Below are 13,224 nucleotides of genomic sequence, written 5' to 3'. Positions count from 1 at the left end.
GCCCGAGACGGAACGGAGGAGCCCGGAGCCGACCGCGATTCCGGCAAGCCATTGAGGCTACGGTCGATGGCTGCTCAGAGGCCCGCGTCCCTCCTTCGCGACCTTGCCGGGCCGAGGCCGACTCAACGATCGGCCAGAGCTCGCCTCAGGCTGCGAGCTTCGGCCAGGGCCGCGACAGCGCGCGCATCTGCTCGAAGGCATGAGCGACGCGCAGCACGCCGAGATCATCGAAGGACTGGCCGATGATCTGGAGGCCGATCGGCAGCCCGCGGCTGGAATAGCCGCAATTGATCGACAGCGCCGGCTGGCCGCCCATATTGGCCGAGACCGTGAAGGCGATATGCTCGAAGGGCCGCTGCGGATCGTTGAACGGCGAGGCCCATTCCGCCGGATAAGAGGGCTCTGGCGCAGTCGGCGAGATGATGAAGTCGACGTCCCTGAGCGCGCCGTGGAGCGCGTTGCGCATCGCCTCGATCTGGGCGAAGCCGGTATAGACCTCGCCGCCCGTGAAATCCTTGGCGCTCACGATCCAGTTGAAGATATAGGGCAGGATCTTGGCCTGCTGCTCCGGCGGAAGACGCGAGACGTCCTCATAGCCGCGCGCGCGCCAGAAACGGTCGAGCCCGTCGATCATCGTGCGGGTCAGGAAAGGCGCGATTGGGACGATGGTCGCGCCGGCATCGGCCAGCACCGCGGCGGCGCCCTGGACAGCCGCGAGCGTCTCGGCGCCGACGGCCTGACCGAAGCCCGCCTCTAGCCACAGGCCGATCTTCAGGCCCTTCACCGAGCCTGCAAGGTTGAGCCAGTCGAGCTCCTGATAGGGGATCGCCATCGTGTCGCGACGATCCGGCTTGGTCAGCACCGACATGTAGAGGGCAGTGTCGGCAACGGTGCGCGTCATCGGCCCGGCGGCGCGCCCGATGAAGGGCGGATCGATCGGCAGGCGCCCGGCCGAGGGCTTCAGGCCGACGAGGCCGCACCAGCCCGCCGGCAGGCGGATCGAGCCGCCGATATCGGTGCCGATATGAAGTGGGCCGTAGCCGGCCGCCGCCGCCGCGCCGGCTCCGGCGCTGGATCCGCCGGGATTGGTCGAAAGATCCCATGGATTGCGCGCCAGCCTGTGGAAGCTCGACAGGCCGGAGGAGAGCATGCCGTAATCGGGCATCGTGGTCTTGGCGAAGATGACGCCGCCGGCCTCCCGCGTGCGGGCCGCTGGCGGCGCATCGGCCGCTGCCGGCACCAGCGTCACCGCCGCGGTACCCAATGGAACCGGCGTCCCCTTCGTCGCGATGTTCTCCTTGATCGTGACGGGCACGCCGTCGATCGCGCCCAGCGGATCGCCCTTCATCCAGCGGGCCTCGGACTCCCGGGCGCTCGCACGGGCCGTCTCCGGGTCATAGGCCCAGAGCGCATTGAGCTGCGGCTCCCAGGCATCGGCGCGCGCGATGACGGCGTCGATCACCTCGACGGGCGAAAGCTTGCGGGCGCGATAGGCCTCGACGAGTTCGACGGCCGTCAGATCAGCAAGGTCGGTCATGGACAGCTCTCGTCATCATACGCCTCCCGCCGCCCGAAGGCCGCGAAGGCACTCTCACCCGTGAAAGATCGAAATGGTCTTCATGCTGGCGAAGCCGTAGAGGGCCTCGAAACCCTTCTCGCGGCCATGGCCCGATTTCTTGACGCCGCCGAAGGGCAGCTCGACGCCGCCCCCGGCACCGTAATTGTTGATGAAGACCTGGCCGGCCTGCGCGGCGCGCGCCATGCGCAATTGCCGGCCGCCATCGCTCGTCCAGATTCCGCAGACCAGCCCGTAAGGCGTACCGTTGGCGAGCGCGAGCGCCTCTTCCTCGGTATCGAAGGGCATGATCACCTGAACGGGGCCGAAGATCTCCTCCTGCGCCAGCCGGTGATCCGGCGGAACGTCGCGCAGCAGGGTCGGCGCGACATAGGCGCCTTCAGCCGGCGCATCGGGAAGGATCGTGCCCTGCGCCGCGACTTTCAGGCCATCCTTGCGGGCGACGCTGAGGAAGTCCTCGATGATCGCCTTCTGGCGCTGCGAGACGACCGGTCCGACGGCGAGGTCGGACTCGGCCGGCCCGACCTTCAGCGCGCGGTACCGCTCGCTCATCCGGGCGACGACATCCTCATAGACCGCGCGCTCGACGAGGATGCGCGACGAGGCCGAGCAGGTCTGGCCGGCATTCTGGATGCCGGCATTGACCAGGAACGGCACGGCGCGGTCGAGATCGGCGTCGGCGAAGACGACCTGGGCCGACTTGCCGCCGAGTTCCAGCGTCACCGGCACGGCGTTGCGGGCCGCGGCGGTCTGGACCATCTCGCCCGTCCGGGCCGAGCCGGTGAAGGAGATGTGGTTGATGTCGGTGTGTTCGGAGAGCGCCGCGCCGGCCTCGGCGCCGAAGCCCGTGACGATGTTCAGCGCGCCGGCCGGCAGCCCTGCCTCCTGCGCGATGTCAGCGAATTCGAGGATGGTCAGGCAGGCTTCCTCCGCCGGCTTGACCACGGCGGCATTGCCCATGGCCAGCGCCGCGCCCAGGCTGCGCCCGAGGATCTGCATCGGGTAGTTCCACGGGATGATATGCCCGGTGACGCCGTGCGGCTCGTAGATCGTCAGGACGGTGAAGCCGTTCTGGTAGGGAATGGTGTCGCCATGCACCTTGTCGGCGGAGGCGCCGTAGAACTCGAGATAGCGCGCCAGCGCGACGACATCGGCGCGCGCCTGCGTCAGCGGCTTGCCGACATCGCGCGCCTCGATCTCAGTCAGGAGGTCGATATTGCGGAGCACGCCGGCCCCGATCCGGGTCAGGATGCGTCCGCGCTCGGTCGCGGTCAGGCGCCCCCATTCGCCGGACAGCGCCTGCCGGGCAGCGGCGACCGCGAGATCGACATCCTCCCGCCGGCCGCGCGCCAGCCTGGCCAGAACCTGACCTGTCGAGGGATTGCGCACGTCGATATGCTCGCCGTCGGCGGCATCGCGCCATTCGTTGGCGATGAAATTGCGGTAGGTCTTCACGTTACGCCTCGGTCGTTTTCTGTCCGGCAAGCTGCGCCTTAAGGCGGACAGCCGTCGCATGGATGTGAGCCCGCGCGACGCGCTCGGCCTCGTCGGGATTGCGTGTCTGGATCGCGCCGAGAATCTCGACATGCTCGGCCACGGCCGCGCTCGCCCGCTCGCTCGACAGGGCGAAGGCCGGCGCGAACACCTGAGATGTCAGATGCAGGAGCGGCACGAGCGAAGCCAGGGATGCATTCCTGGCCACGCTGATGATCAGTAGGTGGAAATCGACATTCGATTGGGAATAGGCACTCGGATTCCAGTCCGCGGTCAACCTCTTCTGGAGCTCGACGAGCTTGCTGAGCTGCTCGATCTCGGCCGGCGTCGCCCGCTCGGCGGCATTGCGCGCCGCGACGCCGTCCATCGCCTCGCGCACGGCATAGGCATCGAGCAGCTTCGGCAGGTCGGCCGTCGCGACCCGGACACCACTGCCCGGCTTGTTCACGACGAGCCCGTCACGCTCCAGGACGCGGAACGCCTCGCGCAGCGGCGTCCGGCTGATGCCGAACTCGGCGGCGATCCGCTCCTGCCGAAGCGTGGCGCCGGGCGCATAGACGCCGGCATAGATGCGCTCGCGCAGCGCCTGCGCCACCTCGTCCAGAAGGCGCGACTGGCTGCGCCATTCGAGCACTTGGTCCATCGGCTTCTCCAAGATGCGCGAAATGGTATCCAGGATACAAGGACTGTCAATATCGACTGAGGGGTGAGTGCCCCATGCGGCAGCCCCTGCAGCGGCAAATGCAAAGCCGACTTATCAAACGGGAGCAGCAACCGAGGCCGATGAATTGATCTGAGGCAGATACTGCATTGCGCGCGTCACCCTTAGAGCAGACCAAACTTCGATAGATCGTGGCCGCCAGCGCTGCAATCGGCATCGGAGGTCATCGTCTCCGCCTGGCCAGGTACTTCGCTTCGCCGGTGTGGGGCACCGCCGAAGCCACCCATCGGCTCCGCGCCACCGACAACGAGCGCTGCGGCCAAGTCCCAGACCCGTTCGTCTGTTCAGTTTCTGCAGGACCCATGGCGTCCAACGGCAGAAGGGCGTCCATGCCCGACACGGATGGCCTGCTGATGCCACTCACCGCGATGGGCGAGAGGCATGCGAAAATCCGATTCCCACCCATTCGAGCCGCATACGCGAGCGCCATGGAACCGCGTCGCCAGGCTGGGGATTGAGAGCTTGCAGGCTGCCTCCCGCAAGCCTTTCCCGAACCCGACGGCGCCCGAAAGGCGGAGTATTACATGGCCGAGGCTCCGCAGATTTCGCGACGCTCCCGCATGCGGCAGTTCTTCCGCATCGCGTTGCGCTATTGGCGCGGCAGGAAGCGCTGGCAGGCCTGGGCCCTGACAGGCGCCGTCCTGGTCTTCATCGCGGCGCAGACCTCCGCCGCCGTCGGCATCAACCGCTGGAACCGTTGGTTCTTCGATGCGCTGGAAAGGCGCGACGTGGACGCCGTCTGGGCGACGACCGGCTGGCTGCCGTTCCTGCTGGCGGCCTCGGCCCTGTCGGTCTCCGGCCTCGTCGTCAGCCGCATGCTGCTGCAGGTGCGCTGGCGCGAGAACCTGACACGCCGCCTCGCCGGCTGGTGGATCGCCGACCAGCGCTATTATCGTCTGGGCTTCCTGTCCAAAAAGATGACCGCGCCGGAATACCGGATCGCCGAGGATGCCCGGCTCGCGATCGAGCCGCTCGTCGAACTCGCGATCGGGCTGATCACCGCCTTCGTCACGGCCGCGACCTTCGCCGCGATCCTCTGGCAGGTCGCCGGCTCGGCGGAGTTCATGCTGGGCGGAACCCTGATCGTCATCCCCAGCTACATGGCGGTGGCGGCGGTGGTCTATGCCACGATCGCTTCGCTTGCGGCCTATCTCGCCGGCCGCCCGCTCGTCGCGCGCGTCGCCCACAAGAACGAGATGGAGGCGCAGTTCCGGGCCGAGATGACCCGCTTGCGCGAGAATGCGGAGAGCATCGCGCTGATCAAGGGCGATGCCGACGAGCGCAGCTCCGCGGGGGAAGGCTATGGGCGCGTGGTGGCGGCCTGGCTCAAGATCGTGCGGCAGCAGGGCGTCATCGCTTTGGTGCTCAATACCAATGGCGCGCTGTTCCCGATCGTGCCGCTCCTGCTGATCGCGCCGAAATTCCTGGCCGGCGCGATCACGCTCGGCGCGGTCGTGCAGGTCGTCGCGGCTTTCAGCGCCGTTCAGGCTGCCTTGATCTGGTTCGTCGACAATTTCGTGCGGCTGGCGGAGTGGTTCGCCTCGGTCACCCGCGTCGACGAGCTGGTGGAAGAGCTGGAGGCGCTGGATATCGGCACGATCATGGAGAAGGACGAGCGGATCGTCCTCGGCGAAAGCGAGGACGACGCGATCCATCTCGAAAACCTGTCCATCGCCCATAGCAACGGCCGGATCGTCGTGGCCGATGCCACCGTCACCATCGCACAAGGCGCGAAGACGCTGATCGCGGGCGAGAGCGGCTCCGGCAAGAGCACGCTGATCCGGGCGCTCGCCGGCATCTGGCCCTGGGGCTCCGGCTCGATCCGCGTGCCGTCCGGCCAGACCATCGCCTTCGTGCCGCAGAAGCCCTATCTGCCGAAGGGCACGCTGCGCGCGATCCTGCTCTATCCGGACTCAGACCGCGCGGTGGCGGACGATGCGATCCTCGCGGCCTTGCAGCGCTGCGGGTTGGGCTATCTCGCCAAGAAGCTCGACGCAGAGGAGGACGATTGGGATCGCGCCCTGTCCGGCGGCGAGCGCCAGCGCGTCGCCTTCGTCCGCCTCCTCCTGCAAAAGCCCGACATCATCGTGATGGACGAGGCGACCTCGGCGCTCGACGAGGGAAGCCAGGCTTCACTGCTGGGCCTGTTCGACGAGGAACTCGCCGCGGCGACGCTGATCAGCGTCGGCCATCGTCCGGGCCTCGAGGATTATCACGACCAGAAGATCACGCTGGAGCGGCGGCCGGCAGGCGCTCACATGACGTCGAAACGCATGCGGAAATCGCTCTGGCGGCTCTTCAAGAGCCGCAGCGCCGACAATGAGGACGAGCGGCAGGACATCGAGCAAGTGTGACGGCGGCGCTCGCGAGGAACGCCGCCGCCGTTGTCACTTCTTGGCGCGCGCGACGATCTGCGTCGGGTTGACGAAGCGCAGCGCGATCACAAGCCAGATCAGCGTGGTGACCATGTAGATCACCGCCATCGCGTCGATCGACTGCACCGCGCGCACGCCGGCAGCGAAGACCGCGTAGTAGAGCGCGACGACGAGCGTCTGGCTGGTCGGGCCGGCCGTGAGGAAGGTCAGCTCGAACATGGCGAGCGTCCTGACCAGCACCAGGAGGAGCGCCGCGAGGATGCCGGGCATGAGCAGCGGCAGCAGCACATGCACGAAGAGCTTGAAGGTGTTGGCGCCGAAGACGCGCGCCGCCGCCTCGATCTTGGTGTCGATCTGCTCGATGAACGGGATCATCACCAGGATGACGAAGGGCACGGTCGGCACGAGATTGGCGAGCACCACGCCCGACATCTGGCCGGCGAAGCCGGTCTGGTAGAGCACCGTCGCCAGCGGAATGCCGAAGGTGATCGGCGGCACCAGCAGCGGCAGCAGGAAGAGCAGCATGACGAGCTTCTTGCCCGGGAAGTCGCGCCGGGCCAGCGCATAGGCCGCCGGCACGCCGATCAGGCCCGACAGCGCCACCACCAGGAAGACGATCTGGAAGGTGACGAGCAGCACGTCGTAGAGCTGGAATTCCGCCCAGGCGGCCGCATACCAGCGCGTCGTCCAGCCGGCCGGCAGCCAGGTGCCGAGCCAGCGCGTCGAGAAGGACGAGGTCACCACCGTCGCGATCATCGCGAACAGGTTGACGATGAAGAAGCCGATCAGCGTCCAGTTGGCGGCCGCCCAGAGCTTCGTCGAGAGACGGGTGTCTTTCACCATCGGATCAGCCCTTTCCGCCGCCGGCAGGGCCGCGATACAGCAAGCCACGTGCGGCGAGCACCACGACGACGATGGTGAGCTGAACCACGCCCATGATCATCGCGACGGCCGAAGCCATGGAGTAGTCGTATTCCTCGAAGGCCGCCTGATAGGCCGCGATCGAGATCACGCGGGTCGGACCCGAGGGCGCGCCGAGCAACACCGCCGAAGGGAAGACCGAGAAGGCCTGCACGAAGCTCAGGCAGAAGGTGATCGCGAGCCCCGGCAGCAAGAGCGGGAAGAGGATGTGCTTGAAGCGATCCCAAGGCCCCGCCCCCAGCGTCGCGCCCGCCTGCTCCAGCGCCGGATCGATGCCGGAGAGGTAGGACAGGGTCAGCAGGAAGGTGAAGGGGAAGCCGGTGATGACCAGCGAGAGCATCACGCCCCAGTAGTTGTGCAGCAGCTTCACCGGCGTCGAGATGATGCCAGCCGTCATCAGCACGCGGTTGAACCAGCCCTGCGGCCCGAGATAGTTCAGCAGGCCCTCGGCGACGAGCACCGTGCCGAGCGTGATCGGGATCACCAGGATCGTGGTCAGCAGGCGCTGGTTCTGCATCAGCCGGACGCGGAAGGCGATCGGGATCGCCAGCAGCAGCGTCGCGACCGTCACCGGCAGCGCCAGCCAGAGCGTCGTCGCGATCGTCCCGTAGAGGAAGCGATCGGAGAAGAAGCGCTGGTAATTGGCGAAGATGCCGCCCTGCTTCGGCTCGAACGACAGGAAGAGCCCGTAGAAGAACGGGTAGATGAACAGCGCCAGCAGGAACAGGACCGCAGGCAGGACGAGCAGCGTCAACCCGTCGACCCCGCGTGCCGCCAGCCGCTGCTTCAGCGGGATGGAGGAGATGTCCGTGCTCACGCCGCCGCTCCATAGACGAGGACGCGGTCGGGATCGGCGGCGAGCGTCACCGTCTCGCCCGGCGACAGCTTGTCATGGGCGAGGAAGGACAGGTCGGTGCCATCCGCCATGCGGGCGAAGCCGACGAATTCGCGGCCGCGGAACTCGGTCGAGACGACCTGCGCCTTGAGCCCGGGCTGGCCCGCCGCGACCGGATGCAGGTCCTCGGGGCGGATCGCGAGATAGCCGTCGGAGCCTGCGGAAACCGCGTTGCGCGCGCGGCCGGAGAGCTGGGCATCGCCGACAGCGACCGTCGCCTTGCCCTCGCCGGCTGTTGCGACCTTGCCCTTCACCTTGTTGCGGAAGCCCATGAACTCGGCGACGTCGAGATGATCAGGCCGCATGAACAGGTCTTCCGGCGTGCCCACCTGACGGACCTGGCCGTCACGCAGCACGACGATGCGGTCGGCGAGCGAGAGCGCCTCCTCCTGATCGTGGGTGACGTAGATCGTGGTGGCGCCGAGCGTGTTGTGGATGCGGCGGATCTCGGCGCGCATCTCCAGACGCAGCTTGGCGTCGAGGTTCGAGAGCGGCTCGTCCATCAGCACGAGCGGCGGCTCGACGACGATGGCGCGCGCGATGGCGACGCGCTGTTGCTGGCCGCCGGAGAGCTGGCCAGGGAGCTTCTCCGTCTGGCCCTGCAGGCGCACCAGCGCGGCGGCTTCCGCGACGCGCTTGTCGATCTCGGCACGCGGCAGGCCGCGCATCTTCAGACCGAAGCCGATATTCTTGTTCACGTTCATATGCGGGAAGAGCGCGTAGCTCTGGAAGACCATGCCGAAGCCGCGCTCTTCCGGGCGCAGCGGATCGATGCGCTTGTCGTCGAGCCAGATGCCGCCGCCGGTCGCCGGGAGCAGGCCCGCGATCAGGTTCAGCGTCGTCGACTTGCCGCAGCCGGACGGGCCAAGCAGCGCGATGAACTCGCCCTTGCCGATCGTCAGCGAGACGTCCTTGAGCGCATTATGGGTGCCGAAGTCACGGCTCAGACGGTCGAGCCGAAGCTCGCGGAACGAGGCTGCGTTGATGGTCATGGCTTCCGGATGGATCTGAGAAACGGGATCGGAACAGCAGCGGCGGGCCTCGGAGCAAGCCGAGGCCCGCCGCTGCGATCGCAGTTACTTCTTCTTGGCGCCGCCGACCTGCTCGTCCCAGATGCGGAAGGCGATCACCATCTTGTCCGGGTTGAGCGGGGTTTCCATCGGGTTGTCGGCGATCAGCTTCTCGTATTCGGGGCGGCCGAACTCGGCGATGGCCTTCTGGCTGGAAGCCGGCGCCATCGACAGCGGAACGTCCTTCACGGCCGGGCCCGGATAGAAATAGCCCTCGTCATAGGTGAAGGCCTGCTGCGCGGGCGTCAGCATGTGGCGGATCAGGTCGAGCAGCACGTTGAGCTTCTCGTCGGAAACGCCCTTCGGGATCATCATGTACTGGGCGTCGGTGACCCAGTGGAAGCCCTTGAGCGCCTGGATCTTGGCTTCCTTCGGCACGATGCCAAGCACGCGCGGGTTGATGTCCCAGCCGGTGGTCGAGACGATGATGTCGCGCGAACCGTCGCCGAGCTCCTTCATCGTCTGGCCGGTGCCGCCCGGATAGTACTCGATGTTCTCGCCGAGCTCCTTGAGATAGGCCCAGGTCTTGTCCCAGCCCTTCTCGGGGTCCTTCGGGTCCTTGTCGCCGAGGAGATAGGGCAGACCCATGATCCAGGTGCGGCCGGGGCCGGAATTGGCCGGGCGGCCATAGAGGAAGCGGTTCTTGTTCTGCTTGCTCCAGGCGAGCAGCTCCTCGGCCGTGGTCGGCACCTGCTTGACGCGCTCCGGCATGTATTCGAGCAGCGGGCCGGAGGGGTAATAGACCATTGCCATGGCCTGGCCCTGCCCGAGATTGTGCATGGCGAGCGCCGGCTTGAGATAGATCTCCTCCGGCTTCGGCAATTCGGCCTGCAGGCGCGGCAGCAGGTCGACCCAGAGCTTCTGGTCGATGCCGGCCGAAAGCACGTCCAAGCCGCCGATGACCATGTCGATATCGAGGCGCCCGGCAGCCTGCTGGGCCTTGATCTTGGCCGGCAGCTCGGGCGCCGGGGCCTTGGTGAAGACCATGCGCGAGACGGCCTTGGGATTGGCCTTCGGGTAGTTCTCCAGCGGCGTCTGGACGAGGGCGAGCGCCCCGCCGACGTCGATGACGCTGATCGTGAGCGGCGAGGCCGGCAGCTTGAGCTGCTGCGCGAAGACGCCCGGCGCATGGGCGGCAACGCCGAGTCCTGCAACGCCGCCGATGAAATGACGCCGATTGATGCTGTCGTGAGCCATGATTTCTCCTCCGGATGTGGATGCCCGCTTACGAGCTTTATTATGTTGCGCTGGCCCGACCGCCCCGATCCGGCCCCTGCCCTCGCCCCGGAAACCTGCCAAGTTGACGCAGCCCCCGGTTGATCAGTATCCTAGTATACTAGTCATCGAGAGCTTGGCAATGGCCCACCCTGCAACCCGTCACAGCACGGACCAGATCTACAGCGTCCTGCGCAGCGACGTGATCAGCGGCGCGCTGAAACCGCGCGAAGCGATGTCGGAGGCGCGGATGGCCTTGCGCTTCGGCGTCAGCCGCACGCCTGTGCGCGAGGCCTTCAAGCGGCTGGTCGACGAGGGTTTCCTCGTCGCGGTGCCGCAGGTCGGCACCTTCGTCGCGCCGATTGACCTCGCCGCCGTCCGTGACAGCCAGTTCATCCGCGAGACGCTGGAATGCCGCACCGTGGTGCTGGCCGCGCAGCGCATCGGCGACGCCGATTGCCGCCGCCTCGCCGCCCAGGTCGAGGAGCAGGCGGAGGCTGTGCGACGAGGGGATCGGACCGATATCTTCCGCCTGGACGAGGTGTTCCATGCCGAGATCTCGCGCATCGCCGGGCACCGCGCCGTCTGGAGCATGATCGAAGGCGTGAAGGCCCAGATGGACCGGGTGCGCTGCCTCTCGCTGGAAACGCCGTCCTGGTCCGAGGTGATCCTGAACGAGCACCGGATCATCGCGGCCTGCGTCATGAAGCACGACGCCAAAGGCGCGGAGGCCGCGATGCGCGCGCATCTGCGCACGGTCTTCGCGACGATCGACACGATCGCGAAGGACCATGCGGACGCCTTCGACGATTCCCGCCTCACTCCCGAAACCACCTGACGCCCGTTCTCCGCGCAGCGACCTTTCTCACAAGGATAACAAGACCATGGAACAATGCTGGCGCTGGTTCGGGCCGGATGATGTCGTGACTCTGGCGCAGGCCCGGCAGGCCGGCGCGACCGGGATCGTCAACGCGCTGCACCAGGTCCCCTATGGCGTGGTCTGGAGCGTCGAGGAGATCGAGAAGCGCCAGGCGATCGTGCGCGCCGACAGGAGCCTCGGCCTGGAATGGAAGGTGGTCGAGAGCCTGCCGATCCATGAGAGCGTCAAGATCGGCGAAGGCGATCTCGAAACCGTCTTCGAGAACTACCGCCAGTCGATGCGCAACCTCGCCGCCTGCGGCCTTGAGGTGATCTGCTACAATTTCATGCCGGTGCTGGACTGGACCCGCACCGAGCTCGCCCACAAATTGCCGGGCGGCGGCACGGCTTTGCGCTTCAACCTGCACGAATACGTCGCGCTCGATCATTTCATGCTGAAGCGCAAGGGCGCCGACGAGGGCCATTCCGCCGAGGTGATGGACAAGGCTAGGGCCTGGTTCGACCAGTCCTCGCAGGCCGATCGGGACCGTCTGCTCTCCAGCGTCATGGCCGGCCTGCCCGGCGCCTTCGACCGCTACGACCTGCCCGGCCTCGCCCGCATCCTCGATCGCTATGCCGGCATGACCCATGACAAGCTGCGTGCCAATCTGAAGCGCTTCCTGGAGGCGATCATCCCGACCGCCGAGGAAGTCGGCATCCGCATGTGCATCCATCCGGACGACCCGCCGCGCTCGCTCTTCGGGCTGCCGCGGATCTGCTCGACCGAGGACGACATTGCCTACATCCTCGGCTCGGTCGACTCGCCCGCGAACGGGCTGACGCTGTGCTCGGGCTCGCTCGGCGCCAATCCGAAGAACGACGTGCCCGGCATCGCCCGCCGTTTCGCCGACAAGATCTGGTTCGCGCATCTGCGCAACGTCGCCAAGGACCCGGACGGCTCCTTCATGGAGGCCGAGCATCTCGGCGGCGATACCGACATGGTCGCGCTGGTCGATGCCCTGATGGCCGAGGAGCAGCGTCGCAAGGCTGCCGGCCTTGCCGCTTGGCAGATTCCGATGCGGCCTGACCATGGCCACGAACTGCTCGACGATGTCGGCAAGGGCAGCTTCCCGGGCTACCCCGCTGTCGGGCGCCTGCGCGGGCTTGCGGAGCTGCGTGGCGTGATGACCGCGCTGGCGCAGGTCAAGGGCTACGCGGCCTAAGACACGAAAAGCGGGCCCAAGGCCCGCCTTTCGCAAGCAATCACAGCCGTCATTCTCGGGCGAAGCGAAGCGTAGACCCGAGAAGCTCTGGCAGGAAAGGGCGCGTTCTCGTTCCGAGATGCTCGGGTCAAGCCCGAGCATGACCCGCGGCAAGCGCCTCAGTGATCGTGCGAGTGGCCCTTGTGGCCATGCGCGGCGCCATGGCCGTGTCCATGATGACCATGGCCGTGATGATCGTGCTCATGGCCGCAGCCGCAACCCTCGCCATGGGCATGCTGGTGCTTGTGATCATGATCGTGCTTCTGACCATGCGCGTGATCATGGCCATGGTGCGCATGGTCGTGCCCGTGGCCATGGTCATGCCCGTGATGATGACCGTGATCGTCATGGTCGTGCCCGCAGCCGCAATCGTCGCCATGGGCGTGGTGATGCACCTCCGCCTCCGGCTGGAACGGACGCTCGACCACCGTCATCGAGCAGCCCTGCCCGCGCACCAGTTCGCCGAGCGCCGCATCGTTCGGGACATAGAGAGCATCGGCCGTCATCTCGGCCGGGACGTGATGGCCGCCGAGATGCCAGGCGAGGCGCACCAGCCGCAGCGGGTTCTCGGCGCGGATTTCCAGCAGGCTTTCCGGCGCGGCCTTGATCTGGACGAGCGTTCCGTCTTCCAGCTTCAGCGCGTCGCCATCGTTCAGCACCGTCGCCTTGTCGAGCGCGATCGCGAGTTCAAGCCCGCCCGTCGCGCGGACGCTCACGCCATTGATCGCGCGGTCGCGATGACCGAGGGCCAACGTGTCGACGACACGGTCGGCCTTGACGGCGGCCTTGCGGAGAACAGAGGTGGCGCGAAGCATCGGCGGCGATCCCATGGCTTGC

The 13,224-nt window shown here is 66.9% G+C and carries 11 protein-coding genes; 3 read left to right on the top strand and 8 right to left on the bottom strand.

Annotated elements, in window-relative coordinates; genetic code table 11:
* Positions 1-145 precede the first annotated feature (145 nt).
* From ACFJGT_RS06075 to ACFJGT_RS06065, 3 genes are read right to left on the bottom strand one after another with little or no spacing between them, the layout of a single operon-like run.
* A complete protein-coding gene (locus ACFJGT_RS06075) occupies positions 146-1,537 on the bottom strand; it encodes an amidase (RefSeq protein ID WP_377846886.1) in 1,392 nt (463 codons plus the stop codon).
* 54 nt (positions 1,538-1,591) lie between these two features.
* On the bottom strand, positions 1,592-3,031 hold the full coding sequence (locus tag ACFJGT_RS06070) for an aldehyde dehydrogenase family protein (protein ID WP_377846884.1): 1,440 nt from the start codon (positions 3,029-3,031) through the stop codon (positions 1,592-1,594).
* Position 3,032: 1 nt separating this feature from the next.
* Positions 3,033-3,713, bottom strand: a complete 681-nt coding sequence (locus tag ACFJGT_RS06065; protein WP_377846882.1) for a GntR family transcriptional regulator — start codon at positions 3,711-3,713, stop codon at positions 3,033-3,035.
* Positions 3,714-4,315: 602 nt separating this feature from the next.
* On the opposite strand from ACFJGT_RS06065, the gene ACFJGT_RS06060 reads away from it, so the two are divergent.
* Positions 4,316-6,145: an ABC transporter ATP-binding protein/permease gene (locus ACFJGT_RS06060; protein WP_377846880.1), complete on the top strand. Its 1,830-nt coding sequence runs from the start codon at positions 4,316-4,318 to the stop codon at positions 6,143-6,145.
* A 33-nt stretch (positions 6,146-6,178) separates the two neighbouring features.
* On the opposite strand, the gene ACFJGT_RS06055 is transcribed toward ACFJGT_RS06060, so the two are convergent.
* From ACFJGT_RS06055 to ACFJGT_RS06040, 4 genes are all read right to left on the bottom strand, one after another.
* A complete protein-coding gene (locus ACFJGT_RS06055; protein WP_377846878.1) occupies positions 6,179-7,009 on the bottom strand; it encodes an ABC transporter permease in 831 nt (276 codons plus the stop codon).
* A gap of 4 nt (positions 7,010-7,013) precedes the next feature.
* Positions 7,014-7,904: an ABC transporter permease gene (locus ACFJGT_RS06050; RefSeq protein WP_377846876.1), complete on the bottom strand. Its 891-nt coding sequence runs from the start codon at positions 7,902-7,904 to the stop codon at positions 7,014-7,016.
* A complete protein-coding gene (locus ACFJGT_RS06045; protein ID WP_377848933.1) occupies positions 7,901-8,968 on the bottom strand; it encodes an ABC transporter ATP-binding protein in 1,068 nt (355 codons plus the stop codon). Before ACFJGT_RS06045 ends, ACFJGT_RS06050 begins: the two co-directional genes overlap by 4 nt.
* A gap of 90 nt (positions 8,969-9,058) precedes the next feature.
* A complete protein-coding gene (locus tag ACFJGT_RS06040) occupies positions 9,059-10,249 on the bottom strand; it encodes an extracellular solute-binding protein (RefSeq protein WP_377846874.1) in 1,191 nt (396 codons plus the stop codon).
* 103 nt (positions 10,250-10,352) lie between these two features.
* Between ACFJGT_RS06040 and ACFJGT_RS06035 the strand changes: the two genes are divergently transcribed.
* Both ACFJGT_RS06035 and uxuA read left to right on the top strand, forming a co-directional pair.
* A complete protein-coding gene (locus ACFJGT_RS06035; RefSeq protein ID WP_377846872.1) occupies positions 10,353-11,105 on the top strand; it encodes a GntR family transcriptional regulator in 753 nt (250 codons plus the stop codon).
* Between the two features lie 46 nt (positions 11,106-11,151).
* On the top strand, positions 11,152-12,348 hold the full coding sequence (uxuA, locus tag ACFJGT_RS06030) for a mannonate dehydratase (RefSeq protein ID WP_377846870.1): 1,197 nt from the start codon (positions 11,152-11,154) through the stop codon (positions 12,346-12,348).
* 158 nt (positions 12,349-12,506) lie between these two features.
* On the opposite strand, the gene ACFJGT_RS06025 is transcribed toward uxuA, so the two are convergent.
* The gene (locus tag ACFJGT_RS06025; RefSeq protein ID WP_377846868.1) at positions 12,507-13,202 is read right to left on the bottom strand and encodes an urease accessory protein UreE; all 696 of its coding nucleotides are present in this window, start codon (positions 13,200-13,202) and stop codon (positions 12,507-12,509) included.
* Positions 13,203-13,224 lie beyond the last annotated feature (22 nt).

Origin of the sequence: Allobosea sp. UC22_33, from assembly GCF_042700715.1 — a bacterium.
Lineage (GTDB): Bacteria > Pseudomonadota > Alphaproteobacteria > Rhizobiales > Beijerinckiaceae > Allobosea.
This window is presented reverse-complemented; position numbering and strand designations above follow the sequence as displayed.

Coding starts and splice junctions, on each gene's coding strand:
- ACFJGT_RS06075 (WP_377846886.1), bottom strand. CDS start 1,537: ATGACCGACCTTGCTGATCTGACGGCCGTCGAACTCGTCGAGGCCTAT.
- ACFJGT_RS06065 (WP_377846882.1), bottom strand. CDS start 3,713: ATGGACCAAGTGCTCGAATGGCGCAGCCAGTCGCGCCTTCTGGACGAG.
- ACFJGT_RS06060 (WP_377846880.1), top strand. CDS start 4,316: ATGGCCGAGGCTCCGCAGATTTCGCGACGCTCCCGCATGCGGCAGTTC.
- ACFJGT_RS06055 (WP_377846878.1), bottom strand. CDS start 7,009: ATGGTGAAAGACACCCGTCTCTCGACGAAGCTCTGGGCGGCCGCCAAC.
- ACFJGT_RS06040 (WP_377846874.1), bottom strand. CDS start 10,249: ATGGCTCACGACAGCATCAATCGGCGTCATTTCATCGGCGGCGTTGCA.
- uxuA (WP_377846870.1), top strand. CDS start 11,152: ATGGAACAATGCTGGCGCTGGTTCGGGCCGGATGATGTCGTGACTCTG.
- ACFJGT_RS06025 (WP_377846868.1), bottom strand. CDS start 13,202: ATGCTTCGCGCCACCTCTGTTCTCCGCAAGGCCGCCGTCAAGGCCGAC.